The organism is Allobrachymonas wangyanguii (genome assembly GCF_045055315.1).
Taxonomy (GTDB): Bacteria; Pseudomonadota; Gammaproteobacteria; order Burkholderiales; family Burkholderiaceae_C; genus Brachymonas; species Brachymonas wangyanguii.
Window position 1 is genome coordinate 1,510,945 of sequence record NZ_CP173677.1, and the last position, 26,459, is coordinate 1,537,403.

General features: G+C 62.8%; 29 protein-coding genes and 2 tRNA genes. 14 read left to right on the forward strand and 17 right to left on the reverse strand.

Features of this window, described 5'->3' with window-relative positions; translation table 11 throughout:
• Nucleotides 1-157: 157 nt before the first annotated feature.
• From thrS to ACI3EV_RS07325, 9 genes are all read left to right on the forward strand, one after another.
• A complete protein-coding gene (thrS, locus tag ACI3EV_RS07285; RefSeq protein ID WP_329771590.1) occupies nucleotides 158-2,089 on the forward strand; it encodes a threonine--tRNA ligase in 1,932 nt (643 codons plus the stop codon).
• Between the two features lie 70 nt (nucleotides 2,090-2,159).
• Nucleotides 2,160-2,783: a translation initiation factor IF-3 gene (infC, locus tag ACI3EV_RS07290; protein ID WP_337691388.1), complete on the forward strand. Its 624-nt coding sequence runs from the start codon at nucleotides 2,160-2,162 to the stop codon at nucleotides 2,781-2,783.
• A gap of 151 nt (nucleotides 2,784-2,934) precedes the next feature.
• Nucleotides 2,935-3,138 carry a 50S ribosomal protein L35 gene (rpmI, locus tag ACI3EV_RS07295; protein ID WP_018715890.1) on the forward strand — a complete coding sequence of 68 codons (204 nt, stop codon included), beginning with the start codon at nucleotides 2,935-2,937 and terminating at the stop codon, nucleotides 3,136-3,138.
• A gap of 26 nt (nucleotides 3,139-3,164) precedes the next feature.
• Nucleotides 3,165-3,524 (forward strand): 50S ribosomal protein L20, encoded by a 360-nt coding sequence (gene rplT, locus ACI3EV_RS07300; RefSeq protein ID WP_026320743.1) that lies wholly within the window; start codon nucleotides 3,165-3,167, stop codon nucleotides 3,522-3,524.
• A 273-nt stretch (nucleotides 3,525-3,797) separates the two neighbouring features.
• Nucleotides 3,798-4,835, forward strand: a complete 1,038-nt coding sequence (pheS, locus tag ACI3EV_RS07305) for a phenylalanine--tRNA ligase subunit alpha (RefSeq protein WP_329771591.1) — start codon at nucleotides 3,798-3,800, stop codon at nucleotides 4,833-4,835.
• A 57-nt stretch (nucleotides 4,836-4,892) separates the two neighbouring features.
• The gene (pheT, locus tag ACI3EV_RS07310; protein ID WP_329771592.1) at nucleotides 4,893-7,322 is read left to right on the forward strand and encodes a phenylalanine--tRNA ligase subunit beta; all 2,430 of its coding nucleotides are present in this window, start codon (nucleotides 4,893-4,895) and stop codon (nucleotides 7,320-7,322) included.
• Between the two features lie 48 nt (nucleotides 7,323-7,370).
• Entirely contained in the window at nucleotides 7,371-7,709 is a 339-nt protein-coding gene (locus ACI3EV_RS07315) for an integration host factor subunit alpha (RefSeq protein WP_329771593.1), read from the forward strand.
• Nucleotides 7,710-7,821: 112 nt separating this feature from the next.
• Nucleotides 7,822-8,226, forward strand: a complete 405-nt coding sequence (locus tag ACI3EV_RS07320) for a MerR family transcriptional regulator (RefSeq protein ID WP_329771594.1) — start codon at nucleotides 7,822-7,824, stop codon at nucleotides 8,224-8,226.
• A 70-nt stretch (nucleotides 8,227-8,296) separates the two neighbouring features.
• Nucleotides 8,297-8,373, forward strand: a tRNA-Pro gene (locus ACI3EV_RS07325).
• 105 nt (nucleotides 8,374-8,478) lie between these two features.
• On the opposite strand, the gene ACI3EV_RS07330 is transcribed toward ACI3EV_RS07325, so the two are convergent.
• The gene (locus ACI3EV_RS07330; RefSeq protein ID WP_329771595.1) at nucleotides 8,479-9,102 is read right to left on the reverse strand and encodes an FMN-binding negative transcriptional regulator; all 624 of its coding nucleotides are present in this window, start codon (nucleotides 9,100-9,102) and stop codon (nucleotides 8,479-8,481) included.
• A 344-nt stretch (nucleotides 9,103-9,446) separates the two neighbouring features.
• On the opposite strand from ACI3EV_RS07330, the gene ACI3EV_RS07335 reads away from it, so the two are divergent.
• Nucleotides 9,447-10,199, forward strand: coding sequence for a dihydrodipicolinate reductase C-terminal domain-containing protein (locus ACI3EV_RS07335; RefSeq protein WP_329771596.1), 753 nt, complete (start codon nucleotides 9,447-9,449; stop codon nucleotides 10,197-10,199).
• 3 nt (nucleotides 10,200-10,202) lie between these two features.
• Here ACI3EV_RS07335 and ACI3EV_RS07340 read toward each other — a convergent pair whose 3' ends face one another.
• Nucleotides 10,203-12,650, reverse strand: a complete 2,448-nt coding sequence (locus ACI3EV_RS07340; protein WP_337691331.1) for a heavy metal translocating P-type ATPase — start codon at nucleotides 12,648-12,650, stop codon at nucleotides 10,203-10,205.
• Nucleotides 12,651-12,819: 169 nt separating this feature from the next.
• On the opposite strand from ACI3EV_RS07340, the gene cadR reads away from it, so the two are divergent.
• From cadR to ACI3EV_RS07355, 3 genes are read left to right on the forward strand one after another with little or no spacing between them, the layout of a single operon-like run.
• Nucleotides 12,820-13,293, forward strand: coding sequence for a Cd(II)/Pb(II)-responsive transcriptional regulator (cadR, locus tag ACI3EV_RS07345; RefSeq protein WP_337691333.1), 474 nt, complete (start codon nucleotides 12,820-12,822; stop codon nucleotides 13,291-13,293).
• A 14-nt stretch (nucleotides 13,294-13,307) separates the two neighbouring features.
• Nucleotides 13,308-14,189 carry a pirin family protein gene (locus ACI3EV_RS07350; RefSeq protein ID WP_329771599.1) on the forward strand — a complete coding sequence of 294 codons (882 nt, stop codon included), beginning with the start codon at nucleotides 13,308-13,310 and terminating at the stop codon, nucleotides 14,187-14,189.
• 11 nt (nucleotides 14,190-14,200) lie between these two features.
• Nucleotides 14,201-14,698, forward strand: a complete 498-nt coding sequence (locus tag ACI3EV_RS07355; protein WP_329771600.1) for an NAD(P)H-dependent oxidoreductase — start codon at nucleotides 14,201-14,203, stop codon at nucleotides 14,696-14,698.
• Between the two features lie 16 nt (nucleotides 14,699-14,714).
• Here ACI3EV_RS07355 and ACI3EV_RS07360 read toward each other — a convergent pair whose 3' ends face one another.
• The 15 genes from ACI3EV_RS07360 to uvrB form a co-directional block, all read right to left on the reverse strand.
• Nucleotides 14,715-15,041 (reverse strand): NGK_0946 family protein, encoded by a 327-nt coding sequence (locus ACI3EV_RS07360; protein ID WP_329771601.1) that lies wholly within the window; start codon nucleotides 15,039-15,041, stop codon nucleotides 14,715-14,717.
• A gap of 18 nt (nucleotides 15,042-15,059) precedes the next feature.
• Nucleotides 15,060-15,311 (reverse strand): hypothetical protein, encoded by a 252-nt coding sequence (locus ACI3EV_RS07365; RefSeq protein ID WP_337691337.1) that lies wholly within the window; start codon nucleotides 15,309-15,311, stop codon nucleotides 15,060-15,062.
• 105 nt (nucleotides 15,312-15,416) lie between these two features.
• The gene (locus ACI3EV_RS07370) at nucleotides 15,417-15,686 is read right to left on the reverse strand and encodes a hypothetical protein (protein ID WP_337691339.1); all 270 of its coding nucleotides are present in this window, start codon (nucleotides 15,684-15,686) and stop codon (nucleotides 15,417-15,419) included.
• A 135-nt stretch (nucleotides 15,687-15,821) separates the two neighbouring features.
• Nucleotides 15,822-15,896, reverse strand: a tRNA-Val gene (locus ACI3EV_RS07375).
• A 67-nt stretch (nucleotides 15,897-15,963) separates the two neighbouring features.
• Nucleotides 15,964-16,692: a DNA polymerase III subunit epsilon gene (dnaQ, locus tag ACI3EV_RS07380; RefSeq protein ID WP_329770369.1), complete on the reverse strand. Its 729-nt coding sequence runs from the start codon at nucleotides 16,690-16,692 to the stop codon at nucleotides 15,964-15,966.
• Nucleotides 16,693-16,705: 13 nt separating this feature from the next.
• Nucleotides 16,706-17,044: an ISC system 2Fe-2S type ferredoxin gene (gene fdx, locus ACI3EV_RS07385; RefSeq protein ID WP_329770368.1), complete on the reverse strand. Its 339-nt coding sequence runs from the start codon at nucleotides 17,042-17,044 to the stop codon at nucleotides 16,706-16,708.
• Between the two features lies 1 nt (nucleotide 17,045).
• Complete coding sequence (gene hscA / locus ACI3EV_RS07390; protein WP_337691342.1) at nucleotides 17,046-18,917, reverse strand: Fe-S protein assembly chaperone HscA; 1,872 nt, start codon at nucleotides 18,915-18,917, stop codon at nucleotides 17,046-17,048.
• Nucleotides 18,918-19,018: 101 nt separating this feature from the next.
• Entirely contained in the window at nucleotides 19,019-19,537 is a 519-nt protein-coding gene (hscB, locus tag ACI3EV_RS07395; protein WP_329770575.1) for a Fe-S protein assembly co-chaperone HscB, read from the reverse strand.
• Entirely contained in the window at nucleotides 19,537-19,755 is a 219-nt protein-coding gene (locus ACI3EV_RS07400) for a hypothetical protein (RefSeq protein WP_329770366.1), read from the reverse strand. The genes hscB and ACI3EV_RS07400 overlap by 1 nt, the downstream gene beginning before the upstream one ends.
• Before the next feature lie 6 nt (nucleotides 19,756-19,761).
• Nucleotides 19,762-20,085, reverse strand: coding sequence for an iron-sulfur cluster assembly protein IscA (iscA, locus tag ACI3EV_RS07405; RefSeq protein ID WP_329770365.1), 324 nt, complete (start codon nucleotides 20,083-20,085; stop codon nucleotides 19,762-19,764).
• 56 nt (nucleotides 20,086-20,141) lie between these two features.
• Entirely contained in the window at nucleotides 20,142-20,528 is a 387-nt protein-coding gene (gene iscU, locus ACI3EV_RS07410) for a Fe-S cluster assembly scaffold IscU (RefSeq protein ID WP_329770364.1), read from the reverse strand.
• Nucleotides 20,515-20,922, reverse strand: coding sequence for a hypothetical protein (locus ACI3EV_RS07415; protein ID WP_329770363.1), 408 nt, complete (start codon nucleotides 20,920-20,922; stop codon nucleotides 20,515-20,517). The genes iscU and ACI3EV_RS07415 overlap by 14 nt, the downstream gene beginning before the upstream one ends.
• The gene (locus ACI3EV_RS07420; RefSeq protein WP_329770362.1) at nucleotides 20,922-22,136 is read right to left on the reverse strand and encodes an IscS subfamily cysteine desulfurase; all 1,215 of its coding nucleotides are present in this window, start codon (nucleotides 22,134-22,136) and stop codon (nucleotides 20,922-20,924) included. Before ACI3EV_RS07420 ends, ACI3EV_RS07415 begins: the two co-directional genes overlap by 1 nt.
• Nucleotides 22,137-22,161: 25 nt before the next feature.
• Complete coding sequence (locus ACI3EV_RS07425) at nucleotides 22,162-22,701, reverse strand: Fe-S cluster assembly transcription factor (protein WP_329770361.1); 540 nt, start codon at nucleotides 22,699-22,701, stop codon at nucleotides 22,162-22,164.
• A gap of 138 nt (nucleotides 22,702-22,839) precedes the next feature.
• Complete coding sequence (uvrB, locus tag ACI3EV_RS07430; protein WP_337691390.1) at nucleotides 22,840-24,936, reverse strand: excinuclease ABC subunit UvrB; 2,097 nt, start codon at nucleotides 24,934-24,936, stop codon at nucleotides 22,840-22,842.
• A gap of 192 nt (nucleotides 24,937-25,128) precedes the next feature.
• On the opposite strand from uvrB, the gene ACI3EV_RS07435 reads away from it, so the two are divergent.
• The gene (locus ACI3EV_RS07435; RefSeq protein ID WP_337691348.1) at nucleotides 25,129-26,325 is read left to right on the forward strand and encodes an amino acid aminotransferase; all 1,197 of its coding nucleotides are present in this window, start codon (nucleotides 25,129-25,131) and stop codon (nucleotides 26,323-26,325) included.
• The last annotated feature ends 134 nt before the right edge of the window (nucleotides 26,326-26,459 follow it).

Consider the following 26,459-nt stretch of genomic DNA (forward strand, 5'->3'; position numbering starts at 1 on the left):
TTATGACACCGCGAACTAGCACCTCGCCCATGCACGGCAACCGCACTACGGCTGCCGGCACGCTGCCTGCGCGCCCGGTTTTCCCGGCCTGACCCGGAAACCACCCCCACCAAGCGCGGCACCCCGCGCTTTTTTCTTGCCCCCATTGATGCACACCATGATCCAGATCACTCTTCCCGACGGTTCCCAGCGCAGTTTCGAACAATCCGTCACCGTGGCCGATGTCGCTGCCAGCATTGGCAGCGGCCTGGCCAAGGCCGCCCTGGGCGGCAAGGTCGACGGCAAGCTGGTCGATACCAGCTACCTGATCGAGCAGGACGCCGCCCTGGCCATCGTCACCGCCAAGGACGCCGACGGCCTGGAGCTGATCCGCCACTCCACCGCCCACCTGCTGGCCTACGCCGTCAAGGAACTGTTCCCCGACGCCCAGGTCACCATCGGCCCGGTGATCGACAACGGCTTCTACTACGACTTCAGCTACAAGCGCCCGTTCACGCCGGAAGACCTGGTTGCCATCGAGAAGAAGATGACCGAACTCGCCAACAAGGACGAGCCGGTGCAGCGCCGCGTGCTGCCGCGCGACGAGGCCGTGGCCTTTTTCAAGGGCATGGGCGAAGACTACAAGGCCGAGATCATCGCCAGCATCCCGAGCAATGAAGACGTCTCGCTCTACCGCGAAGGCGCCTTCGAGGACCTGTGCCGCGGCCCGCACGTGCCCAGCACCGGCAAGCTCAAGCACTTCAAGCTGATGAAGGTGGCTGGCGCCTACTGGCGCGGCGACAGCAAGAACGAGATGCTGCAGCGCATTTACGGCACCGCCTGGGCCAGCAAGGACGAGCTGAAAGCCTATCTGCACATGCTGGAAGAAGCCGAGAAGCGCGACCACCGCAAGCTGGCACGCGAGCTGGACCTGTTCCACATCGACGAGCACTCCCCCGGTACCGTGTTCTGGCACCCCAAGGGCTGGACCATCTGGCAGCAGGTCGAGCAGTACATGCGCAACGTCTACCGCGACAACGGCTACCAGGAAGTGAAAGGCCCGCAGCTGCTCGACAAGGGCCTGTGGGAAAAGACCGGCCACTGGGACAAGTACCGCGAGAACATGTTCACCACCGAATCGGAAAAGCGCGATTACGCACTCAAGCCGATGAACTGCCCCGGCCACATCCTGATCTACAAGCAGGGCGTGCGCAGCTACCGTGACCTGCCGCTGCGCTACGGCGAATTCGGCCAGTGCCACCGCAACGAACCCAGCGGCGGCCTGCACGGCATCATGCGCGTGCGTGCCTTCACGCAGGACGACGGCCACATCTTCTGTACCGAAGACCAGATCCTGGCCGAATGTAGCGCCTTCACAAGCCTGCTGCAAAAGGTCTATGCCGATTTCGGCTTCAGCAACATCATCTACAAGGTCTCGACGCGTCCCGAGCAGCGCATCGGCTCCGACGAAGTCTGGGACAAGGCCGAGCACGCGCTGATGGAAAGCCTGCGCGCTTCCGGCTGCGACTACGTGATCTCCCCCGGCGACGGTGCCTTCTACGGCCCCAAGATCGAGTACACGCTGAAAGACGCCATCGGCCGGGAATGGCAGTGCGGCACGATCCAGGTCGACTTCTCGATGCCAGAACGCCTGGACGCCGAATTCGTCGGCGAGGATGGCGGCCGCCACCGTCCGGTGATGCTGCACCGCGCGATTGTCGGCAGCATGGAACGATTCATCGGCATCCTGATCGAACAGTATGCGGGCGCCCTGCCCTCCTGGCTGGCGCCGGTTCAGGTTGCCGTGCTCAATATCACCGATGCACAGGCCGATTACGCCAAAAACGTGGCAGAAACGCTGCGAAAACAAGGCATCCGGGTCATCACGGACCTGCACAACGACAAGATTACCTATAAAATACGCAGTTATGCCACGCAGAAGCTGCCGTACATCCTGGTCGTTGGCGACAAGGAAAAAGAGCACAACAGCGTGGCCGTGCGCGCCAGAGGCAACCAGGATCTGGGCGTGATGTCGGTGGATGCGTTCGCCGAACTGCTCCAGCAGGACATCGCCCGCAAGTCCCTGCAGACAGAAGCCCCTTCTGCCTGATCGCTGCCGGCGGCCAACCAGCAATGGATGGTCGCCTGTCTTGCGTGAACCTACCGTAACTGAAAAAAGGATATCTACCATCGCTACCGAATTTCGTGATCGCCGCCAGCGTGAAGAACGCAAGCACCGCCTGAACCGTGAAATCACGGCTCCTGAAGTACGCCTGTCCAGCCCGGACAACGAGCCCCTGGGCATCGTTTCCCTGCAGGAAGCCCTGCGCATGGCCGGAGACCTGGACGTGGACCTGGTGGAAATTGCCGCCACGGCCAATCCCCCGGTCTGCCGCCTGATGGACTACGGCAAGTTCAAGTACCAGGAACAGAAGAAGGCTGCCGAAGCCAAGGCCAAGCAGAAGGTCATCGAGGTCAAGGAAGTGAAATTCCGCCCTGGCACCGATGACGGCGACTACAACATCAAGATGCGCAACATCCGCCGCTTCCTGGAAGACGGCGACAAGTGCAAGATCACGCTGCGCTTCCGCGGCCGCGAGATCACGCACCAGCAGCTGGGCATGGACCTGCTGCAGCGCATCCGCGATGAGCTCGGCGACAGCATCGTGGTAGAACAGTTCCCCAAGCTGGAAGGCCGCCAGATGATCATGATGATCGCCCCTGGTCGCAAGAAGGCAATCAGTCCCAAGGACAACAAGCCGCAGGCCGCTTCCGCGCCTGCAGCTGAAGCCGACGGCCAGTAAGGCTGTCGCACCCCGTCTGACAGGCGGCGCAAGCGGCCTGTCATTCAGTCGTTCCGGCAACGGAATCGGCAACAACAAGTGGCTCGGGGCCTGCAAGAGGATGTCAAGGTGACGTTCCGCCTCACGAGCACAACAAAAAAGGAGCATTCCAATGCCCAAAATGAAGACCAAGAGCAGCGCGAAGAAACGTTTCCGCGTTCGTCCGGGTGGTAGCGTCAAGCGTGGCCAGGCTTTCAAGCGCCACATCCTGACCAAGAAGACCACCAAGAACAAGCGCCACCTGCGCGGCGCAGTGGATGTCCATGAGACCAACATGGGTCACATGGCACAGATGCTGCCCAAGCAAGGCCTGTAATCAACTGACGAACAAGGAGAAATAATATGCCTCGCGTCAAACGTGGTGTAACGGCACGTGCCCGTCACAAGAAAGTCCTCGCCCTGGCCAAGGGTTTCCGTGGTCGTCGTGGTAACGTCTATCGCGTAGCCAAGCAGGCAGTCATGAAGGCTGCCCAGTATGCCTACCGCGATCGTCGTAACAAGAAGCGCGTGTTCCGCCAGCTGTGGATCACCCGTATCAACGCCGCTGCCCGTGCCAATGGCCTGACTTACAGCCAGTTCACCAATGGTCTGAAGAAAGCCGCCATCGAAATCGACCGCAAGGTGCTGGCCGATATCGCCGTGCATGATGCGGCTGCTTTCACCAGCATCGTGAACCAGGTCAAGGCCAAGCTGGCAGCCTGAGTCACGACGGGTTCACTGCGTCGCCTGTTGCCTGTCAACTGACACCTGGCGAACCCGCTGGCCAAAGCAAAGGGCTGGTCCTGCACAAGGTCCAGCCCTTTTTCCATGGCCTTCTGCCCCAGTCGCAGAGACCGCATCCACCCATTTGTCACCCAAAGCGGCGACAATGGCTGGATGCCGTTTCACGGCGTGCTGCCTTGCAGCACACTCCCGTATTCCCTTTGTCAGACCCAGGCAGCGCCTGCCGCGCTGCCACCATTGCAAGAATCCTCCATGAACGACCTGGAAGCCATTGTTGCCAGCGCGCAGCAGAGTTTCGACCAAGCCAGCACCCCGAATGACCTGGAAAACGCCAAGGCGCGTTTCCTCGGCAAATCCGGCCAGATCACCGAACTGATGAAGGGCATGGCCCAGCTCAGCGTCGAGGACAAGAAGACCCGTGGCGCCGCCATCAACCAGGCCAAGCAGGCGATCGAGGCCGCGCTGACGGCACGCCGCCAGGCGCTGGCCGAAGCCGAGCTGCAGGCCCAGCTGCAGGCCGAGGCGCTCGACGTCACCCTGCCCGGCCGCCAGCGTGGTGCCGGTGGCCTGCATCCGGTGACGCTGACCATGGAGCGCATCGAGCAGCTGTTCGGCTCGATGGGCTTTGAAGTGGCGCGCGGCCCGGAAATCGAATCCGACTGGTTCAACTTCACCGCGCTGAACACGCCGGAAGACCACCCGGCACGCTCCATGCACGACACCTTCTACGTCGAAGGCGGCAGCCTGCTGCGTACCCACACCAGCCCGATGCAGATCCGCCATGCGGTACAGCACGTCAAGCGCCACCAGAACCTGCTGGACGCCGGCCAGCGCATCCCCGAGGTGCGCGTGATTGCCCCAGGCCGTACCTATCGCGTGGACAGCGACGCCACCCACTCGCCGATGTTCCACCAGTGCGAAGGCCTGTGGGTTGGCGAGAACATCAGCTTCAAGGACCTGAAGGTGGTGTTTACCGAGTTCTGCCGCAAGTTTTTCGAGAGCGATGACCTGGTGCTGCGCTTCCGCCCGAGCTTCTTCCCGTTCACCGAGCCCAGCGCCGAAATCGATATCCAGTTCCAGAGCGGCCCGCTGGCCGGCAAGTGGCTGGAAGTGGCCGGCAGCGGCCAGACGCACCCGAACGTGATCCGCAACATGGGCCTGGATCCCGAGCAATACATCGGCTTTGCCTTTGGCATGGGCCTGGACCGTTTCACCATGCTGCGTTATGGCGTGAACGACCTGCGCCTGTTCTTTGATGGCGACGTGCGCTTCCTGAGCCAGTTCCGCTGAACCGGCTGACCGCACTGCCGCCCTCCCCGCTGACCGCATTCCTGTCCTGAATATCCCATGCAATTCCCCGAATCCTGGCTCCGTCAATTCTGCAACCCGCCCCTGAGTACCGAACAGCTGGCCGACACCCTGACCATGGCTGGTCTGGAAGTCGAAGAGCTGCGTCCGGTGGCGCCGCCCTTCACCTCCATCGTCGTGGCCGAGATCAAGGAGGCCGAACAGCATCCCGATGCCGACCGCCTGCGCGTGTGCAAGGTCGATGCCGGCACCGGCGAGCTGCTGCAAATCGTCTGCGGCGCACCCAACGCGCGCCCCGGCATCAAGATCCCCTGCGCCATGGTGGGCGCAGAGCTGCCGCCCGGTGAAGACGGCAAGCCGTTCAAGATCAAGGTCGGCAAGCTGCGCGGCGTGCAGAGCTTTGGCATGCTGTGCTCCTCGCGCGAACTGGGCCTGTCCGATGACCACGGTGGCCTGCTGGAACTGCCGGCCGATGCGCCGGTCGGCCAGGACATCCGCGAGTACCTGGATCTGGACGACACGCTGTTCACGCTCAAGCTCACGCCCAACCTGGCGCACTGCCTGAGCGTGTACGGCATCGCGCGCGAGGTGTCGGCCCTGACCGGCGCGCCGCTGCAGGCCCTGCCTGAAGCCAGCGTCGCCGTCAGCAGTGACGATGCCGTCAAGGTCACCGTGGAAGCCCCTGAACTGTGCGGCCGTTTCAGCGGCCGCGTGATCCGGGGCGTCAACACCGAGGCCGCTACCCCGGGCTGGATGGTGGACCGCCTGGCACGCTGCGGCCAGCGCAGTGTCTCGGCCCTGGTGGACATCTCCAACTACGTGATGTTCGAGCTAGGCCAGCCTTCGCACATCTTTGACCGCGACAAGATCCATGGCTCCGAACTCAACGTGCGCTGGGGCCGTGAGGGCGAACAGCTCAAGCTGCTCAACGGCAACACGGTAGCGCTGGACAGCCAGGTCGGCGTGATTGCCGATGCGCAGGAAGTGGAATCGCTGGCCGGCATCATGGGCGGCGACGCCACCGCCGTCGGTGACGACACGCAGAACGTCTATGTCGAGGTCGCCTTCTGGTGGCCCAAGTCCGTGGCTGGCCGTTCACGCCGCTACAACTTCAGCACCGATGCTGGCCACCGCTACGAGCGCGGCGTCGATCCGGCGCGCACGCTGCAGGTGGTGGAACGCATCAGCCAGCTGATCCTGGAGATCTGCGGCGGCGAGGCCGGGCCGGCCAGCGATGTGCAGCCGGCTATGCCGCAGGCCAAGCCGGTCACGCTGCGCGTGGATCGCGCCAGCAAGGTCATCGGCATGCCGGTCACGGCCGAGCAATGCCTGTCCGCGCTGCGCGGCCTCGGTCTGCCGAGCGAGCTCGATGGCAATCTGATCACTGTCACGCCGCCGAGCTACCGCTTTGACCTCAGCTGCGAAGAAGATCTGATCGAGGAAGTGATCCGCATCATCGGCTACGACAACCTGCCGACGACACCGCCGCAAGCCCCGATCACACCCAAGATTTCGCTGGAGACGCAGCGCAACCCGTTTGCCGTGCGCCGCCAGCTGGCCGCGCTGGGCTACCAGGAAACCATCAACTACAGCTTTGTCGAGGAGCGCTGGGAGCGTGAGCTGGCCGGCAACGATAACCCGATCCGCCTGCTGAACCCGATCGCCAGCCAGATGAGCGTGATGCGCACGTCGCTGATCGGCTCGCTGCTGAACGTGGTCAAGTTCAACCTGGACCGCAAGGCCAGCCGCGTGCGCGTGTTCGAGGTCGGCCACATCTTCCTGCGTGACGATTCCGTGGTGGACAGCGATACCACCGTGGCCGGCTTCAATCAGCCGATGCGTGTTGCCGGCATGGCCTACGGCGCGCTGAACGTGCCGCACTGGGGCAATGCCAAGGAAGGCGCAGCCGATTTCTACGATGCCAAGGGCGATGTGGAAGCGCTGCTGGCACCGCAGCGTCCGGTATTCGAGGCCGCCGAGCATCCGGCACTGCACCCGGGCCGCTGCGCCCGCATCCTGCTGGATGGCCGTGCAATTGGCGTGGTGGGCGAACTGCACCCGCGCTGGCGCCAGGCCTACGAGCTACCGCAGGCCCCGGTGCTGTTCGAGCTGGACTGGGAAGCCGTGCTGCAGCGCCCGCTGCCGCATTCGCAGCCGGTGCCCAAGTACCAGGCCGCCGAACGCGACATTGCCGTGATCGTGAAGGAATCGGTCACGCACGACCAGCTGATCGCAGCCGCCCGGGCCGCACCGACGCAAGGCCTGCTGCGCAGCGCCAGCGTGTTCGACATTTTCCGCGCCAAGGCCGGCCAGGCCGTGGACTGGCTGGCCACCGACGAGAAAAGCGTCGCGATCCGCCTGCTGCTGCAGAACGATGCCGCTGCCCTGACCGACGAGGCGCTGGAACAGGCGCGCCAGGCGGTGCTGAACCAGCTGATCAGCAGTGTTGGCGCACGTCAACGCGGCTGATCGCAGAACACGCTACCATTACGCTCCTGAACTTCTTGCTGCACGACCATGGACATTGCCCTCGACTCCCTCGAAACCCCGACCCTGACCAAGGCCCAGCTGGCCGAAAAGCTGTTCGACAACATCGGTCTGAACAAGCGCGAAGCCAAGGACATGGTCGACGCCTTTTTCGACCTGATCGTGCAGGAGCTGGTCAAGGGCAATGACGTGAAGATCTCCGGTTTCGGCAACTTCCAGCTGCGCTCGAAGTCGCCGCGCCCGGGTCGCAACCCGCGCACTGGCGAGCTGATCTCGATCGACGCACGCCGTGTCGTCACCTTCCACGCCAGCAACAAGCTCAAGGCCATCGTGCAGGGCGACGAGCCCTCTCCCGGCGACGAGGACTGAGACGGCACTGGCACCTGCCACCTCCGGTGGCGCATTGGGTATGCCGGCCAAGCCCCTGATTTGCACCGGCATTGGCGTATGATGATGGAGTTTTTGTCTCCTATACAGGCACATGAGCAGTACCGAACTTCCCCCGATTCCAGCGAAACGCTATTTCACCATTGGTGAAGTGGCCGAGCTGTGTGGCGTCAAGCCACACGTGCTGCGCTACTGGGAGCAGGAATTCACCCAGCTCACGCCCATGAAGCGACGCGGCAACCGCCGCTACTACCAGCACCACGAGGTGCTGATGGTGCGCCAGATCCGCAACCTGCTGTACGAGCAGGGTTTCACCATCAGCGGCGCGCGCCACCAGCTGGAGATGAGCAAGAACAGCAAGTCTGCCGCAGCCGCTGCTTCCAGCAGACCGGCCACCCTGCCCGTTCACCCGGACGTCAAGAGCAGCGAACTGCCACCCATCACCGATGTCGGCAGCCTGCGCAAGGAGCTGGAAGCCATCCTGGGTTTCCTGTCCTGAGCCATTCCCCTCTGAAGATTTTCACAGGCGCTTGAGAAAATCCTCAAAAACAAGCTATAATTTATGACTTCGGCGTGTGGCGCAGCCTGGTAGCGCACTTGCATGGGGTGCAAGGGGTCGCGAGTTCGAATCCCGCCACGCCGACCAATAAAAACAACGGGTTAGCTCTTCTGGAGCTAGCCCGTTTGTCTTTTCTGGAGGAAGATTCTCCTCCTCGTCTCCCCAAGGTCTCCCTTTGTGCCTGGCTGGTGCCTATTTTCGGCCGGCTTCCCGCATATGCTGCGCCATGGCATGCTCACCGCGCGTTTCCAGGCCGTCTGCTGCGCCCAATCGGTCCCGATCTTCCTTATTCTGGCCGAGCTTGAACTTGCCGGTGATGCTGTCGACAAAAACCTCGATGCCGACGATTTCCTTCAGCTGATCGAACAGGAAGTCGTGCTCGGCATCCTTCATTTTCCAGGGCTTGGCCTGCGTGACCTCCTGCTGTCGCGTCAGGCGAGCCAGCACCCCGAGCAGAAAGCGCTGGTCTTCGCGCAGTTGCACACGGCCACGCACATGGACCACGCGGTAGTTCCAGGTCGGTACCTGGCGATGCGCCTCTTCCTTGCTCGGGTACCAGCTGGGCGAGATATAGCTGTCGCCGCCCTGAAAAACCAGCAGCACCGGCTGGCCGTCCTGCAGTTGCTGGCACAGCGGATTGGCGCGCGCCATATGGGCACGCAAGCTTCCCGTTTCAGGATCGAGATAAAACGGCAGGTGGTTGGCCACGGGCAGGCCATCCGGACCCACGTTCACCAGCGTGGCGAATGGAAATTCAGCGATCAGCTGCTGCAGCACGTCTGGTCGTGTTTCGTGGAACTGTTCTGGCAGGTACATGGCATGCGCTCCGATCAATGAGGCTGTCCGCATGATAACCAGCGGGCATCGGCCTTGCCCCGCCCGGGCCATGACACCACCCGAGATTTCATATAGTGAATAGTTATGATTTTATTTCCCCTCAACACATTCGGAAATACAGGCTAAAGGCCTGAAATCGGTTTTTTTGCGTTTATTCTGGTAACAGGTAAAACCAATTTTCAGCCGGAGCCGCCGGATCGGGCCTCTTGTGTGTCCATCCGGCTCTCTTGTCTCCCTTCTGCAGGGAAGGTTCCGCGCTACGTGATGCCCCCATTCAGACCGGGACTGCAGTTCTGCCCGGCCCAGCAAAGGAGAAACACACGATGATGACTGTCGGATTGATGGGTTATGGCAAGGCCGGCCAGGCCGTGGCACGGATCCTCGCCAACGACCCACGCTATCAGCTCCAGTGGATCATGCGCCGCTCGGCGCCCCCGGACAGCCACATGGAAGAACGCCCGGAGATTCCGATCGTTGGCCTGGACGAACTGGATCTGGAGCAATGGCTGGACGACCACCCGGTACAGGCCATCGTGGATTTTTCCGATGCGTCCAGTGTGGCGCGTTATGGCGAGATCGTCGCGCGCCGCGGCATCATGCTGGTGACGGCGATTTCCTCTTACGACGACGAACAGCTGGCTTTCGTGAAGCGACTGGGCGACAAGACGCGCGTGATGAGTTCGCCCAATATCACGCTGGGGATCAACTTCCTGATGCTGTCAGCGCGGCTGCTGCGCACGATTGCACCGTTTGCCGATGTCGAGATCGTGGAGCAGCATTTCCGCGACAAGCCCGAGGTGTCCGGCACGGCACGCAAGCTGGCGGAAAAGCTCGACGTCGATCCCGACAACGTGGTGTCCCTGCGCGTGGGTGGCATCGTCGGTCACCACGAGGTGATTTTCGGCTTCCCGCACCAGACCGTGCGCCTGATCCATGATTCGATCCGGCGCGAGGCCTTTGGCACTGGCGCGGCCTTTGCCCTGGCCGAACTGGCGCAGTGCGATGTCGGCTTCCACTCGCTGGATGACCTGATGCTGCACCGCTTGCGCTCGGAGTTGCTCGAGCCCCACCATTGACTATCAGCTGTCGCTACCCGCTTGCGGCTTGAAGCGCCGCAGCCGCAGCGCATTGCCCAGCACAAATACCGAGCTCATCGCCATGGCGCCAGCCGCAAATACCGGCGACAGCAGGATGCCGAAAGACGGATAGAGCACGCCGGCCGCCACCGGAATCAGCGCCGTGTTGTAGGCAAAGGCCCAGAACAGGTTCTGCCGGATATTGCGCATGGTGGCGCGTGACAGCGCGATCGCGTCCGACACCGCGGTCAGACGGCCGGTCATCAGCACCACATCCGCTGCCTCGATGGCGATATCGGTGCCGGTCCCCACAGCCAGGCCGATATCGGCTTCGGCCAGCGCCGGCGCGTCATTGATACCATCCCCGACAAAGGCCAGCTTGCCGTGCTGGCGCAGCTGCTGGATGGCGGCGACCTTGCCATCGGGCAGCACCTCCGCCACCACCTCATCGATGCCGAGCTGGCGCGCAATGGCATCGGCGGTACGGCGGTTGTCGCCGGTGACCATGGCCACGCGCAGGCCCATGGCATGCATGGCCTGGATCGCGGCGGGCGTCGTCGGCTTGATCGGGTCGGCCACAGCCAGGATGGCGGCCAGGCGGCCATCGATCGCGGCGTACATCGGCGACTTGCCTTCATCGCCCAGGCGTTGCGCATCGGCGGCAAAGCCATCGACAGACAGGCCGAGTTGTTGCATGTAGCGATCGGCACCGATGTCCACGCGCTGGCCACCGGCCTCGGCGGCAATGCCAAAGCCCGTGACGGAATCGAACCGGCTGACGTCGGGCAGGGTCATGCCCTCGGCGGCAGCCACAATGGCGCGCGCAATCGGGTGTTCGGACTTGCCTTCGGCGGCGGCCAGCAGCGGCAGCACCTGCTCGCGCGTGAAGCCGTCAGCCAGCACCAGATCGGTCAGCACCGGGCGACCTTCGGTCAGGGTACCGGTCTTGTCGAAAGCCACCACCTGGACCTCCTGCAGCGTCTGCAGCGCCTCGCCCTTGCGGAACAGCACGCCCAACTCGGCACCACGGCCGGTACCGACCATGATGGAAGTCGGCGTGGCCAGACCCATGGCACAGGGGCAGGCGATGATCAGCACCGCCACGCCATTGACCAGGCCAAAGGTCAGCGCCGGCTCCGGGCCGAACAGCAGCCAAACCAGGAAGGTCAGCACCGCCAGCGCCATCACCGCCGGCACAAACCACATGGTGATGCGATCGACCAGGCCCTGGATCGGCAGCTTGCCGCCCTGCGCCTGCTCGACCATACGAATGATTTGCGCCAGCATGGTGGATTCGCCAACCGCGGTGGCGCGAAACGCAAAGGCGCCGGTCTGGTTGACCGTGCCACCCGTCACGCTGGCACCGGCGGTCTTCTGCACCGGCACCGGTTCGCCCGAGATCATGCTTTCATCGATCCAGCTGTCGCCATCGGTCACCTCGCCATCGACCGGCACGCGTTCGCCCGGACGCACCTCGACGATATCGCCGGGGCGCACTTCGGCAATCGACACTTCCTGCACACTGCCGTCGCGGCGTACGCGCGCCGTCTTGGCCTGCATGCCGACCAGGCGCTGGATCGCTTCTGAGGTGCGGCCCTTGGCGCGTGCTTCCAAGTAGCGACCGAGCAGGATCAGCGTGACGATGACCGCCGCCGCCTCAAAATAGACGTTGACGGTACCCGCCGGCAACAGGCGCGGCAGAAAGGTGGCCACGATGGAAAACGCATAGGCGGCCGAGGCGCCCACCGCCACTAGGCTGTTCATGTCCGGTGCAGCACGGAACAGCGCCGGAAAACCCAGCGTGAAGAAACGCCGGCCCGGTCCGGCCAGCACCAGCGTGGTCAGCACGAACTGCAGGTACCAGCTGTTCTGCATGCCGATGGCGTCCTGCACCCAATGGTGCATTGCCGGGATCAGGTGCGATCCCATTTCCAGGATAAACACCGGCAGCGTCAGGATGGCGGCCAGCCACAGGTCACGTTTCAGGGCGGATTGTTCGGCCTGCTTGCGCTGTTCCAGCTCCTGCTGCATGGCGGCGCTGTTGCTGGCCTGGCGCGCCGGATAGCCGGCACGCGTGACGGCATCGATCAGGGCCTGCACATCGGCACTGCCGTGCACGGTGGCGCGCTCGGTCGCCAGGTTGACGCTGGCGCTGCTGACACCGGGCACCTTCTTCAGCGCCCGCTCGACACGCGCCACGCAGGAGGCACAGGTCATTTCCTCGACCGAGAGCTCAATAGTCTGCTGCGGCACGGCATAGCCGGCCTTTTCGATTGCGGCAATCAGGCTGGCGCGATCAGCACCGTCCACCGTGACATCGGCGCGTTCGGTCGCCAGGTTGACGGCGGCATCGCTGACGCCGGGGACTTTCTTCAGGGCGCGTTCGACCCGGCCTACACAGGAGGCGCAGGTCATGCCCTCTACGGGCAGGCTGATCTTGTCGGCTGGCATGTTCTTGTCCTATTTGCGGTATGGTGCTCATCATCGTCCACACACTCTGCCAGCTAGGGTAAGCCTTGCCATCATGTCAAGGTCAAGCGCGGCTGAAAGACCTTGACCGGGATCATGGCATGGCAGAAACAGGCACACTGGAAGCCTGCCTGCACACGCAAGGAGTCGCATGAAGATCGGAGAACTGGCGCGCGCCACCCACACCACAGCCGAAACCATCCGCTACTACGAGCGCAGCGGACTGCTGGAGGCGCCGCCGCGCAGCGAAGGCAATTACCGCCTCTACACGCCGGCGCATGTGGAGCGGTTGTCCTTTATCCGGCATTGCCGAAATCTGGACATGACGCTGGACGAAATCCGCGCGCTGTTGCGCTTCCAGCAGGAGCCGCTGCAGAACTGCGCCCAGGTCAACGATCTGCTCGACGAGCATATCGGCCATGTCGCGGCGCGCATCCGTGAATTGCAGGCACTGGAACTGCAGCTGCAGGCATTGCGCGAAACCTGCCGCGAGGCGCGCCAGGTCTGCGAATGCGGCATTCTGCGCACGCTGCAGGAACATGCCCAGCAGGATCCCGAACCCGCTTCCACCCCGTCTGCCGAAGGCCATGTGCATGGGACGCACGGCCTGGGCGGACGCCCCTGACCAGGAGTATCGCTATGCAAACCCCGCAACGCATTCCCCCGCGCAAGGCCGAGATCGGCGACGGCATGGCCGTGGCGCGCACCCTGCCCTCGCGCCTGCAGCGCACGATTGGCGCCTGGTGCTTTCTGGACCATGCCGGTCCGGCGACTTTCGCGCCCGGCCAGGGCCTGCGCGTCGGCCCGCACCCGCATATCGGCCTGCAGACCTTTACCTGGATGCTCGAAGGCCAGGTGCTGCACCGCGACAGCCTGGGCCATGTGCAGATGATCCGGCCCGGTCAGGTCAACCTGATGACCTCCGGCCACGGCATCAGCCACACGGAAGAATCGGCTCCGGGCGAGACGCGCCTGGACACGGCGCAGTTGTGGATTGCGCTGCCGGAAGCGCTGTCGCACATGGAACCCGATTTCCAACACTATCCGGAACTGCCACGCTGGCGCCAGGGCGGTCTGGAACAGACACTGCTGGTGGGTGACTGGCTGGGCTACACCTCGCCGGTGGAGATACATTCTCCGCTGCTGGGTGTGGACCTGCTGGCGCAGCAAGACGTGGCGCTGCGGCTGCCGCTGGAACGCGATTTTGAATACGGCCTGATGCCGCTGACCGGCCCGGCCAAGGTCAATGGCGAGGCGCTGGACGCCGATGAGCTGCTCTACCTGCCGCCCGGCCAGGACAGTCTCCAGTTGCAACTGCCGGCCGGCACGCGCGCCCTGCTGATTGGCGGCGAGCCGCTGCCGTCCACGCCGACGATCTGGTGGAACTTTGTCGGCTACAGCCGCGAAGCGATTGCCCAGGCACAGCAGGATTGGGAAAGCGCCAACGGCCGTTTTGGCCAGGTGGACGGCTTTGACGGGCCACCGCTGGTGGCGCCACGTGTGCCGTGGGCTGTGCGTTGACGGAAGCACTTATGCCCATGCCCACCCTGCTGATCGTCTACCACAGTCTGACTGGCGGCACGCTGCAGATGGCACAGGCCTTTCAGGCTGGCGCCAGCGCGGCAGGCGAAGTGCAGGTACGCCTGCAACACGCTGCCGCTACCCAACCCGACGATGTGCTGCAAGCCGACGGCCTGGTGTTTGCCACGCCGGAAAACCTGGCCAGCATGAGCGGCATGCTGAAGGATTTCTTTGACCGCTGCTACTACCCGGCGCTGGACCGCATCCAGGGCCGGCCCTATGCCACGCTGATTTGCGCTGGCAGCGATGGTAGCAATGCGGCACAGCAGATTGCGCGCATTGCCACCGGCTGGCGGCTCAAGCCGGTCGCCGAACCGATCATCGTCTGCACCCATGCGCAGGAGCCGGAACAGATCCTGGCGCCCAAGCAGATTCCGGTGGAAGAGCTGGAGCGCTGTCGGGAGCTGGGAGAGGCGATGGCGGCGGGGCTGGCGATGGGGGTGTTCTGAGGTCCTGCCCTCAGGTTCAGAAGCCCCAGCGCAGGTTGCGGATGGTGCCTATTACGCCATTGACGGTTTCCAGCGCCCGGTTGGCAGTGTTCAGTGTGTCCTGCACTTCCTCAGTCTTGGCGCGACGTTTGACGGTATCCAGCGCCAGTTCCTCCACAGCATTGCTGCGCTGGCGACGGTGCTGGCGCAATTCGCTTTCGGACAGTTGTGCCACGCTGCGGTTGCGTCCCTGCTTGACGGCTGCAGTATCGTCACCGGTGGCGTAGCTGCTCACAGTATTGTCCGTGGCGCAGGCTGTCAGCAGGCTGACCAGTATGGCAGCGGCAATCAGATGGTATTTCATCGCATTCCCCCTGCTACATCAGTAGATGAGATATGCGGCAGCATTGCCGCCGGTGGCACGCTGGATCGCATCAGCCTGATCCATCAGGGATTCGCGCTCTTCCTGACGGAATTCGGCGCGTTCCTGTCGCTCAGCGGCGCGGATCTGTGCAGACTGGACTGCCAAATCGGCTGCTGCCGCCGAATCGATCTGACGATGGCCCGTGACGATGCTTGTACAGGCACTCAGGCCAATACTAAGCATGAGAAGTAGGGAAAGGTGGTGCTTCATGTTGTCTTCCTGAGAACTTTAGACAACAATCATTGTAGATCACAATCCCTATTTTCGTGAATGAATCCAATCTTTAGTTTTAATTTTGTAGGCTGCCGCCCTTGTTCAACCTGCAACACCTGGGCCTATCCCCAGGAACTGCATCAGAGCTGCCAGTACCAGCACGCCGGTGATGATAGCCAGCACCGTGGCCCAGAAGCGGCCCAGCTTTGATTTAGCCACCACCACATAGACCACGATCGCGGCCAAGCCAGCCACCGGGCCAAGGATCTGGATTGCCAGGATGATGCCGATGGCGGTGAGAATCCAGTTCCAGGGGCTGGATTTCTTCTTGGGGGGCTGGTCAGGGGATTCGGGCGGTTCGATTTGGTTCATGAAGGTTGTCTCTGAAGGAGGGCAAATGAAAGCCGGTGAGCCATCTTATCTGCAGAGACTACACCCCTCTATTACCCCCGCAACGAAAAAGGCACCTACGGTTTCCCGTAAGTGCCTGTTTTTATTATTGTTTTTTGGTGGGTGATAGTGGGTTCGAACCACTGACCCCTGCCGTGTGAAGGCAGTGCTCTACCACTGAGCTAAACACCCTTTGTCTGGTGAGCGGTTGAAGAACTGGTGCTCGTCAACCGCTTAAGCCATGATTATGGCACAACTTTCAGGTGTTCTGCAGGTCGTCTGAACTTTTTTTCCAGATCGTGTTGCCGCCACTGGCCTTGTCCAGTACCGCCAGCATGGCCACGTGCGCATCCTGCTCGGCGGCGTTGGCGCGCAGCACCGGCAGCACGATCTGGCTCAGGTCCACCTGCGCCACGGCGGTACCAGTGCCCGTGTCATCGGCCTGCTCGGCGTACATCACCAGGGTTTCCTGACCACGCGTCAGGCTGATGTAGACGTCGGCCAGCAGCTCCGCGTCCAGCAAGGCGCCGTGCAGCGTGCGGTTGGAGTTGTCGATGCCAAAGCGGTCGCACAGCGCATCCAGCGAGTTGCGCTTGCCCGGAAACTGCTCCTTGGCCAGCGCCAGCGAATCGATCACGTTCGCCACATGGCTGCGAAAACCTTCCTGGCGCTGCAGCAGGCTCAGTTCGTAATCCAGAAAGCGCACGTCAAACGCCGCGTTGTGGATGATCACCTCGGCACCCTGCACATAGTCCAGGAACTGCTGCACGATCTCGGCAAAGCGCGGCTTGTCGCGCAGGAACTCGGTCGTCAGGCCGTGCACGCGCAGCGCGCCCTCCTCGCTCTCGCGCTCCGGGTTGATGTACAGGTGCAGGTTGTTGCCGGTCAACTGGCGGTTCAGCAGCTCCACGCAACCGATCTCGATGATGCGGTTGCCGTCGCTGACTTCCAGGCCGGTGGTTTCAGTATCGAGAATGATCTGGCGCATGCTGCCCGTCCGCTCAGTGGTTTTCCTTGGCGTGGTTGATGGAGTACTTGGGAATCTCCACCACCAGGTCCTGCTGGCCGACCATGGCCTGGCAGGACAGGCGCGAATCGGGCTCCAGGCCCCAGGCGCGGTCCAGCATGTCTTCTTCGCACTCGTCCATCTCGTTCAGGCTGTTGAAGCCCTGGCGCACCACCACGTGGCAGGTGGTGCAGGCGCAGCTCATGTCACAAGCGTGGTCGAGATTGATGTCGTTGTCGAGCAGGCCCTGGCAGATGGTGGTGCCAAACGGCACCTGGATTTCTGCGCCCTCGGGGCAGTACTCGGGATGGGGAAGGATCTTGATGGTTGCCATATCACATAGTCTCGATGTTCTTGCCGGAAAGCGCCTGCTGGATGCCGCGGTTCATGCGCATGGCAGCAAAGGCTTCGGTGCCGGTAGCCAGGGTCTTGGTAGCCGCCTCGATGGCAGCCGGGTCCGTACTCTGGCGGGTGGTGTCCAGTTGTGCGATCAGCACGTCGATCTGCTGGCGCTCATCGTCCGTCAGCAGATCACCGTCTGCCTTCAGCGCGCTGTGCGTGGCCAGGATCATGCGGTCGGCATCGACGCGGGCCTCAGCCAGCGCACGTGCCGCCATGTCCTGCTCGGCCGTGGCAAAGCTGTCCTGCAGCATGGTGGTGATGGTGGCATCGTCCAGGCCATAGCTGGGTTTGACCTCGATCTGCGCCTGCACGCCGCTGGTCTGCTCGCTGGCGCTGACATTCAGCAGGCCATCGGCATCCACGGTAAAGGTGACGCGGATGCGCGCCGCACCGGCCGACATCGGCGGGATGCCGCGCAGCGTGAAGCGCGCCAGGCTGCGGCAGTCGTCCACCATGTCGCGCTCGCCCTGCACTACGTGCAGGCTCATCGCGGTCTGGCCGTCCTGATAGGTGGTGAAATCCTGTGCCATGGCGACCGGAATCGTCTGGTTGCGCGGGATGATGCGCTCCACCAGGCCGCCCATGGTCTCGATGCCGAGCGAGAGCGGAATCACGTCCAGCAGCAGGATGTCGCCCTCACGGCTGTTGCCAGCCAGCTGGTTGGCCTGGATCGCTGCACCCAGCGCCACGACCTCGTCGGGATTCAGGTCGGTCAGCGGCTCGCTGCCAAAAAAATCTTTCACGGCCTGGCGGATCACCGGCATGCGGGTCGAGCCGCCCACCATGACCACGCCCTGCACTTCTGCCGGCAGCAGCTGGGCATCGTGCAGCGCCTGGCGCGTCACCTGCAGGGCGCGTCTGGTCAGCTCAGCGGTGGCATCGGCAAAGTCCTGGCGCGTGATGACCAGCGCAATCTGGCCGGTCGTCAGCGTAACCTCGAAACGGGCACTGTCAGCTTCAGTCAGGCCGTGCTTGCAGGCACGTGCCGCCAGCTGCAGCGCCGCCTGATCTTCAGCCGTGACGGCGCTGATGCTGGCGCGTTGCTGCGCGAGTTGCGACAGTGTGCGGTCGTAGTCGTCACCGCCCAGGGCGGAATCGCCATTGGTGGCAATCACTTCGAACACGCCCTGCGTCAGGCGCAGGATGGAAATGTCAAACGTGCCACCGCCCAGGTCAAACACCGCGTAGACGCCTTCGCTGGCATTGTCCAGACCGTAGGCAATCGCGGCGGCTGTGGGTTCGTTGATCAGGCGCAGCACATTGATGCCAGCCATTTGCGCGGCATCCTTGGTCGCCTGACGCTGGGCATCGTCAAAATACGCGGGCACGGTGATCACCGCACCATACAGGTCGTCGTCAAAAGTATCTTCGGCACGATAACGCAGCGTGGCCAGGATCTCGGCGCTGACCTCGACCGGCGACTTGTCACCGGCGCGCGTCTGGATGCGCACCATACCCTTGTCGGCATCGTCGGCATCGAGCGCGTAGTGCAGTGCATCGCCATAGCTGGCGCGGATATCGTTCAGGCTGCGGCCCATGAAGCGCTTGACCGAGACAATCGTGTTGTGCGGGTCATCGGCCAGATGCTCCAGCGCCTGGTAGCCGATCTGGCGGCCGCCATTGTCCAGGTAGCGCACGGCCGACGGCAGCAGCAGCTTGCCATCGGCATCGGGCAGGCATTCGGCGTTGCCATGGCGCAGCGATGCCACCAGCGAATGCGTGGTGCCCAGGTCGATGCCGACAGCAATGCGGCGTTCGTGCGGGTTGGGCGACTGGCCCGGTTCGGAAATTTGTAGGAGTGCCATAGATCAGAAAAAATGCGCAGGCCAGCGAGTCTGCGCCAAGTATCCGTATTGCGTATTGTCCAAGAAGTGTCTGGCAGGCTGTAATGGGCGATAGCGGCGTATCAGCCGGCCTGGCGCAGCTGGTGCTGTCGCACCTCCTGTGCAAACTTGTGGATGAACATCAGCTTGCGCACCCAGGTGCTGGCTGCCACATAGTCCTGCTGCTGGTCGATGGCCTCGGTAATCGCGGCTTCGGCAATCTGGCGCTGCTGCTGCACGTCGTCTGCCAGTGCCTGCAGGGCCGGGGCGTCCTTGGCCTCTTCCAGCGCCTCGCGCCATTCCATCTGCTGCACCAGGAAATCCGGCGGCATCGCGGTATTGCTCTCGGCCTGGATCGGTTCGCCGTTGAGCTCGCACAGGTAGGCACCACGCTCGAGCGGATCCTTCAGGCGCTGGTAGGCCTCGTTGATGCGCACCGCCCATTGCATGGCCATGCGCTGCATGGCCGGCCCTTCGGCGACAAAGCGGTCCGGATGGACCTCGCGCAGCAAGGCCTTTCGGGCATTGTCCAGCTGGGCCAGATCCTGGGAAAACTGCGTCGGCACGTTCAGCAGCTCGAAATCGGTAGATTGCAGATTGATCATGGATGCTCGCTCACGACCGGCCGGCTGCGCATCGGTGCCGGCAGGTCATCAAAGGCTTCGAGTGGAGCCTCGACCTGCCAGACATCCACGCAGCAGCCACAGCCCTGGTTGTCAGAACAGTGCAGGCTGGGCCCCCAGCGACGGAACCAGCGGTTGATCGCCAGGATCTCCGCCTCGTTGTCCAGCGTCACCGACACGGTGGCCCGGGCCTGCATGGTGAATCAGACGCGGAAGCTTTCGCCGCAACCGCAGCGATCGCGTTCCCGCGGATTGAGGAACTTGAAGCCTTCGTTCAGGCCTTCGCGCACGTAATCGAGCTCGGTGCCATCGATATAGGCCAGGCTCTTGGGATCGACCAGTACCTTGACGCCGTGCTGCTCGAAGATCACGTCCTCGCTAGCAGGCTCGTCCACGTACTCCAGCGTATAGGCCAGGCCGGAACAGCCAGTCGTCTTGATGCCCAGGCGCACACCCACGCCCTTGCCACGCTTGCTGAGCGAACGGTTGACATGTCGTGCCGCCGCTTCTGTCATCGTAATTGCCATGTCGGAAATTCCTTGCGAGCAGGTGCCAGCCGGCACCTGCGTTCAGCCGGGCACGCTCAGGCCTGGTGCTTCTGCTTGTAGTCGTTGACGGCGGCCTTGATGGCGTCTTCCGCCAGGATGGAGCAGTGCACCTTGACCGGCGGCAGCTCCAGCTCTTCGGCAATCTGGCTGTTCTTCAGCGCAGCGGCCTCGTCCAGCGTCTTGCCCTTGACCCATTCGGTCACCAGCGAGCTGCTGGCGATGGCGGAGCCACAACCATAGGTCTTGAAGCGTGCATCCTCGATCACGCCGGTCTGCGGGTTGACCTTGATCTGCAGCTTCATGACGTCGCCACAGGCCGGTGCGCCCACCATGCCGGTACCGACGGATTCGTCGCCCTTGTCAAAAGAGCCAACGTTGCGGGGGTTTTCGTAGTGGTCAACGACCTTGTCACTGTATGCCATTTCTTTTCTCCATGTATTGCGTGGACGATATTGCTTCGTACTTGCGCCAGACACTGCCGCTACGATCGTCCCCGTAGCGATAGCTCATCCAGATCCGGTCACCGGACTTGTAGGCCAGTGTCTGGGGCAGCTTGTTCAGGTTCAGGCTGGCCCACAGGCTGTCACCAGCCTTGAACTGCTTGCGGCATTCCACATCGTTGCGCTGCGTGTTGTCGTCACGCACGCCCTGGATCTGGAACCGCACCACCAGCTCGGACAGCGGTTGTGCGCGCACCTCCTTGACCTGCCCCATCAGCAGGCAGGCCACCTGGGTGGAGGCCTGCGCCTGCAGCGGCAGCATGCTGACGGCCAGAGCGCCGGCCAGCAGCCAGGGAGTGGCGCGCCGGGCGGTCATCAGTGCGCCGCCCATTCGATGGCGTCCATGTCGACGCCATCCAGGAACATTTCCCACAGCGGGCTCAGCTCGCGCAGCTTGGCCACGTTCTCGGTGATCTCGGCAATCGCGTGATCCACGTCGGCTTCGGTGGTGAAGCGGCCAAAGGACATGCGCAGGCTGCTATGGGCCAGTTCGTCGCTGCGACCCAGGGCGCGCAGCACATAGCTGGGCTCCAGGCTGGCGCTGGTACAGGCCGAGCCACTGGACACCGCCAGCGACTTCACGCCCATCATCAGCGATTCGCCTTCGACGAAGTTGAAGCTCATGTTCAGGATGTGCGGGATGCGGTTCGGCGTGTCACCGTTGACGAAGGACTGGTCAATCTTGCTCAGGCCGGTCAGCAGGCGCTGGTACAGCTTGTTGGCGTGTTCGCGATCCTGCTCCATCTCGGCCTTGGCCAGGCGGTAGGCCTCGCCCATGCCGACGATCTGGTGCGTGGCCAGCGTGCCGCTGCGCATGCCGCGTTCGTGGCCGCCACCGTGCATCTGCGCTTCCAGGCGGATGCGCGGCTTGCGACGCACGTACAGCGCGCCAATGCCCTTGGGGCCGTAGACCTTGTGCGAGGCCAGGCTCATCAGGTCGATCGGCATGGTCTGCACATCAATCGGCGTCTTGCCGGTGGCCTGGGCCGCGTCCACATGGAACACGATGCCCTTCTCGCGGCACAGCGTGCCGATGGCCTGGATGTCCTGGATCACGCCGATCTCGTTGTTCACGAACATCACGCTGATCAGGATGGTGTCGGGGCGGATTGCCGCCTTCAGCACGTCCAGGTCGATCAGGCCGTTTTCCTGCACGTCCAGATAGGTCACCTCAAAGCCCTGGCGCTCCAGCTCGCGCATGGTGTCCAGCACCGCCTTGTGTTCGGTCTTGACCGTGATCAGGTGCTTGCCGCGGCTCTTGTAGAACTGGGCCGCGCCCTTGATCGCCAGGTTGTCGGATTCGGTAGCGCCGCTGGTCCAGATGATTTCACGCGCATCGGCGTTGATCAGCGCAGCGACCTGCTCGCGGGCGTTGTCCACCGCGTCTTCGGCTTCCCAGCCCCAGGCGTGGCTGCGCGACGCCGGGTTGCCGTAGTGCTCGGCCAGCCAAGGGATCATGGCCTCGGCCACACGGGGATCAACCGGGGTGGTCGCGGCGTAGTCCAGATAGATCGGGTATTGCTTGCTCATGATGGGTCTAGATCTGTTGGATGGTTTACTTGGAAATCGGGGTGGTGCCCAAAGCGAACACCGAGTTGGGTGCGTTGACGCGCAGCGGCTTGATCACCGGCGTGCTGGAAATCGCGCGCTTGATGATCGGCTTGTCCTCGACCTGCACTCCCCTGGCGATCTGCTCGTCCACCAGCTTCTGCAGGCTGACCGAGCGCAGGAAGTCGAGCATGCGCTCGTTCAGGCTGGTCCACAGGTCGTGGGTCATGCACGGACCGGTATGTTCACCGCGGCAATTGCTCTTGCCGCCGCAGCTGGTGGCGTCGAGCTGTTCGTCTACCGACACCACGATGTCGGCCACCGTGATGTCCTGCGCCTTGCGCGCCAGCGAATAGCCGCCGCCCGGGCCACGGGTGGATTCCACCAGTTCGTGGCGACGCAGCTTGCCAAACAGCTGTTCCAGATAGGACAGCGAAATTTGCTGGCGCTGGCTGATCGCGGCCAGCGTTACCGGGCCACTGGACTGGCGCAGGGCCAGGTCGATCATGGCAGTAACGGCGAAGCGTCCCTTGGTCGTGAGTCGCATGGTCTGGTACCTCTTCAATCGTTCCTTGAAAGGACCCGGGAAGGTCGATATCCCGAGTAATTGTGTCGAGTATAGCAGATAACCATACATCCCACTAGGACAAAGGGATGGTTTTGCCTGATGGAAACGATAAAAATTTCAAATCACACTGTCGCGTGCTGCTCCGCCCAGCACACGCTCGCGCAAGGCCGCCAGCTGATCGCGCGTACGCGCCGCCTGCTCGAACTCCAGATTCTTCGCGTGCTCCAGCATCTGCTTCTCCAGACGCTTGATTTCCTTGGACAAATCCTTTTCGCTGACGTCCTCGACATAGGCGCGCTGCAATTCCTGCTGCTGTGCCGCCTTGCTCGCCTTCTCGCTATAGACGCCATCGATCAGGTCGCGTACCTTCTTCACCACACTGCGCGGCGTGATGCCATGCTCCAGGTTGTGCGCCAGCTGCTTCTCTCGGCGGCGGCCGGTTTCCGACATGGCGCGCTGCATGCTGTCGGTAATGCGGTCGGCATACAGGATTGCCTTGCCGTTGACGTTGCGCGCGGCGCGGCCAATGGTCTGGATCAGGCTGCGTTCAGAGCGCAGGAAGCCTTCCTTGTCGGCGTCCAGGATCGCCACCAGGGAGACCTCGGGAATATCCAGGCCTTCCCGCAGCAGGTTGATACCGACCAGCACGTCAAACTCGCCCAGCCGCAGGTCGCGCAGGATCTCCACCCGTTCCACCGTATCGATATCGCTGTGCAGGTAGCGCACGCGCACGCCGTTCTCGGCCAGGTAATCGGTCAGCTGCTCGGCCATGCGCTTGGTCAGCGTGGTAATCAGCACGCGATCGCCCTGCTCCACGCGCAGGCGGATTTCCTGCAGCACGTCATCGACCTGGTGCGTGGCAGGCCGCACTTCCACTTCCGGGTCCACCAGGCCGGTCGGGCGCACCACCTGCTCCACCACCTGGCCGGAATGGGTTTTCTCGTAATCGGCCGGCGTGGCCGAGACAAACACCACCTGGCGCATCTTGCCTTCGAATTCCTCGAACTTGAGCGGCCGATTGTCCAGCGCGCTCGGTAGCCGGAAGCCGTAATCGACCAGGGTCTGCTTGCGCGAACGGTCACCGTTGTACATGCCGCCGAGCTGGCCGATCATGTTGTGGCTCTCGTCCAGGAACATCAGGCTGTCGGGCGGCAGGTAATCGGTCAGCGTGGACGGTGCCTCGCCCGGCGCAGTACCGGCCAGGTGGCGCGAGTAGTTCTCAATGCCCTTGCAGTGCCCCACTTCGGACAGCATTTCCAGATCAAAGCGGGTGCGCTGCTCCAGCCGCTGCGCTTCCACCAGCTTGCCCTCTTCATAAAAGAAGGCGAGCCGCTCCTTCAGCTCTTCCTTGATGGTTTCGACTGCCGCCAGCACCTGCTCGCGCGGCGTCACGTAATGGCTGCTCGGGTAGACGGTAAAGCGTGCCAGCCGCTGGCGCACCTTGCCGGTGAGCGGATCGAACAGCTGCAGCGTCTCGATCTCGTCGTCAAACAATTCGATGCGCAGGGCCAGTTCGCTGTGCTCCGCCGGAAACACGTCGATGGTGTCGCCGCGCACGCGGAACTTGCCGCGCGTGAACTCCATCTCGTTGCGCTGGTACTGCATGCGCACCAGCTGCGCGATTACCTCGCGCTGGCTGTAGGTATCGCCCTCGCGCAGCGTCATGATCATGCGGTGGTAGCTTTCCGGCTTGCCGATACCGTAGATCGCCGACACGGTGGCCACGATCACCACGTCACGCCGCTCCAGCAGGCTCTTGGTGCAGCTCAGTCGCATCTGCTCGATATGCTCGTTGATCGCGCTGTCCTTCTCGATGAACAGGTCGCGCTGCGGCACATAGGCTTCGGGCTGGTAGTAGTCGTAATAGCTGACGAAATATTCCACCGCATTCTTCGGAAAGAACTCGCGGAACTCGCTATAGAGCTGCGCCGCCAGCGTCTTGTTCGGCGCAAACACGATCGCCGGCCGGCCGAGCTGGGCGATCACGTTGGCCATGGTGTAGGTCTTGCCGGAGCCTGTCACGCCCAGCAGCGTCTGGTAGGCCTCGCCATCACGGACCCCTTCCACCAGGCCGGCAATCGCCGTCGGCTGGTCACCCGCCGGCGGATAGGGCTGGAACAGCTGGAACGGGGAATCGGGATAGGACACAAAGCTGCCCTGGGGCGCTTGTGCCGTATTGGCGTCGGGCAGATCGGGCTTGGGAGAAACAGGCATGGCACGGCAGATGGGGACGAAACCAGCAATGTAAAGCATGGCCGGCGCTCCAGCCAGCGCAAAGAAATTCATCTCCATGCCGGCGCCACGCCCTACAATGGAATGTTGTGTCTGCCGCTGGCTGAAACGGCCTGCCCGGCACACCCGTTTTGCCTGCACACCACGGCACTTTTCATCCACCAGAGGTAAACCATGTCCCTTTTTTCCGCCGTCGAAATGGCCCCGCGCGATCCGATCCTGGGCCTGAACGAACAATTTGGCGCCGACACCAACCCCAGCAAGACGAATCTGGGCGTGGGCGTGTACTTTGACGACAACGGCAAGCTGCCGCTGCTGGAATGCGTGCAGATCGCCGAACAGCGCCTGATGGAAAAAAAGGCCGCGCGCGGCTACCTGCCGATCGACGGCCTGGCCGCCTATGACAGCGCGGTCAAGGGCCTGGTTTTCGGTGCCGACAGCGAAGTCGTGCAAAGCGGCCGTGTCTCCACCGTGCAGGCCCTGGGCGGTACCGGCGGCTTGAAGATCGGCGCCGACTTCCTGAAAAAGCTCAATCCCGATGCCAAGGTGCTGATCAGCGATCCGAGCTGGGAAAACCACCGCGCCCTGTTCACCAATGCCGGCTTCACCGTCGAGACCTATGCCTACTACGATGCCGACAAGCGTGGCATCAACTTTGACGGCATGCTGGCCAGCCTGAACGCCGCACCCGCCGGCACCGTCGTGGTGCTGCACGCCTGCTGCCACAACCCGACCGGCTACGACCTGACCGCCGCCCAGTGGGATCAGGTGGTTGACGTGGTCAAGAACAAGAACCTGGTCGCCTTCCTCGACATGGCCTACCAGGGCTTTGGTGCCGGCATTGCCGAAGATGGCGCCGTGATCGGCAAGTTCGTTGCGGCCGGCCTGCAGTTCTTCGTCTCTACCTCCTTCAGCAAGAGCTTCAGCCTGTACGGCGAGCGCGTTGGTGCCCTGAGCGTGGTCAGCGCCAGCAAGGAAGAAGCCGCCCGCGTCATGAGCCAGCTCAAGATCGTGATCCGCACCAACTACAGCAACCCGCCGACGCACGGCGGCAGCGTCGTCGCCATCGTGCTGAATGACCCGGAACTGCGCGCCCTGTGGGAAAAGGAGCTGGGTGAAATGCGCGTACGCATCAAGCAGATGCGCCAGGCGCTGGTTGACGGCCTGAAAGCCGCCGGCGTACAGCAGGACGTGTCCTTCATCACCACCCAGGTCGGCATGTTCAGCTACTCCGGCCTGAACAAGGACCAGATGGTACGCCTGCGCAACGAGTTTGGCGTCTACGGCACCGACACTGGCCGCATGTGCGTGGCGGCACTCAACAGCCAGAACATCGGCCATGTCTGCAACAGCATCGCCCAGGTGATCTGATCGCATCACGCCAGTCAAGCCACTCCAGCCGGAGTGGCTTTTTTTTGTATACAGACAACACTCTGGCGCATCTTGACATGCGTCATGCAACTTACTTCTCTAGGGAATATCCTTATGTTCCCGAGTAATAGCAG

Coding starts and splice junctions, on each gene's coding strand:
- thrS (WP_329771590.1), top strand. CDS start 158: ATGATCCAGATCACTCTTCCCGACGGTTCCCAGCGCAGTTTCGAACAA.
- rpmI (WP_018715890.1), top strand. CDS start 2,935: ATGCCCAAAATGAAGACCAAGAGCAGCGCGAAGAAACGTTTCCGCGTT.
- rplT (WP_026320743.1), top strand. CDS start 3,165: ATGCCTCGCGTCAAACGTGGTGTAACGGCACGTGCCCGTCACAAGAAA.
- pheS (WP_329771591.1), top strand. CDS start 3,798: ATGAACGACCTGGAAGCCATTGTTGCCAGCGCGCAGCAGAGTTTCGAC.
- pheT (WP_329771592.1), top strand. CDS start 4,893: ATGCAATTCCCCGAATCCTGGCTCCGTCAATTCTGCAACCCGCCCCTG.
- ACI3EV_RS07315 (WP_329771593.1), top strand. CDS start 7,371: ATGGACATTGCCCTCGACTCCCTCGAAACCCCGACCCTGACCAAGGCC.
- ACI3EV_RS07320 (WP_329771594.1), top strand. CDS start 7,822: ATGAGCAGTACCGAACTTCCCCCGATTCCAGCGAAACGCTATTTCACC.
- ACI3EV_RS07330 (WP_329771595.1), bottom strand. CDS start 9,102: ATGTACCTGCCAGAACAGTTCCACGAAACACGACCAGACGTGCTGCAG.
- ACI3EV_RS07335 (WP_329771596.1), top strand. CDS start 9,447: ATGATGACTGTCGGATTGATGGGTTATGGCAAGGCCGGCCAGGCCGTG.
- ACI3EV_RS07340 (WP_337691331.1), bottom strand. CDS start 12,650: ATGCCAGCCGACAAGATCAGCCTGCCCGTAGAGGGCATGACCTGCGCC.
- cadR (WP_337691333.1), top strand. CDS start 12,820: ATGAAGATCGGAGAACTGGCGCGCGCCACCCACACCACAGCCGAAACC.
- ACI3EV_RS07350 (WP_329771599.1), top strand. CDS start 13,308: ATGCAAACCCCGCAACGCATTCCCCCGCGCAAGGCCGAGATCGGCGAC.
- ACI3EV_RS07355 (WP_329771600.1), top strand. CDS start 14,201: ATGCCCATGCCCACCCTGCTGATCGTCTACCACAGTCTGACTGGCGGC.
- ACI3EV_RS07360 (WP_329771601.1), bottom strand. CDS start 15,041: ATGAAATACCATCTGATTGCCGCTGCCATACTGGTCAGCCTGCTGACA.
- ACI3EV_RS07365 (WP_337691337.1), bottom strand. CDS start 15,311: ATGAAGCACCACCTTTCCCTACTTCTCATGCTTAGTATTGGCCTGAGT.
- ACI3EV_RS07370 (WP_337691339.1), bottom strand. CDS start 15,686: ATGAACCAAATCGAACCGCCCGAATCCCCTGACCAGCCCCCCAAGAAG.
- dnaQ (WP_329770369.1), bottom strand. CDS start 16,692: ATGCGCCAGATCATTCTCGATACTGAAACCACCGGCCTGGAAGTCAGC.
- fdx (WP_329770368.1), bottom strand. CDS start 17,044: ATGGCAACCATCAAGATCCTTCCCCATCCCGAGTACTGCCCCGAGGGC.
- hscA (WP_337691342.1), bottom strand. CDS start 18,917: ATGGCACTCCTACAAATTTCCGAACCGGGCCAGTCGCCCAACCCGCAC.
- ACI3EV_RS07400 (WP_329770366.1), bottom strand. CDS start 19,755: ATGCAGGCCCGGGCCACCGTGTCGGTGACGCTGGACAACGAGGCGGAG.
- iscA (WP_329770365.1), bottom strand. CDS start 20,085: ATGGCAATTACGATGACAGAAGCGGCGGCACGACATGTCAACCGTTCG.
- iscU (WP_329770364.1), bottom strand. CDS start 20,528: ATGGCATACAGTGACAAGGTCGTTGACCACTACGAAAACCCCCGCAAC.
- ACI3EV_RS07415 (WP_329770363.1), bottom strand. CDS start 20,922: ATGACCGCCCGGCGCGCCACTCCCTGGCTGCTGGCCGGCGCTCTGGCC.
- ACI3EV_RS07420 (WP_329770362.1), bottom strand. CDS start 22,136: ATGAGCAAGCAATACCCGATCTATCTGGACTACGCCGCGACCACCCCG.
- ACI3EV_RS07425 (WP_329770361.1), bottom strand. CDS start 22,701: ATGCGACTCACGACCAAGGGACGCTTCGCCGTTACTGCCATGATCGAC.
- uvrB (WP_337691390.1), bottom strand. CDS start 24,936: ATGCCTGTTTCTCCCAAGCCCGATCTGCCCGACGCCAATACGGCACAA.
- ACI3EV_RS07435 (WP_337691348.1), top strand. CDS start 25,129: ATGTCCCTTTTTTCCGCCGTCGAAATGGCCCCGCGCGATCCGATCCTG.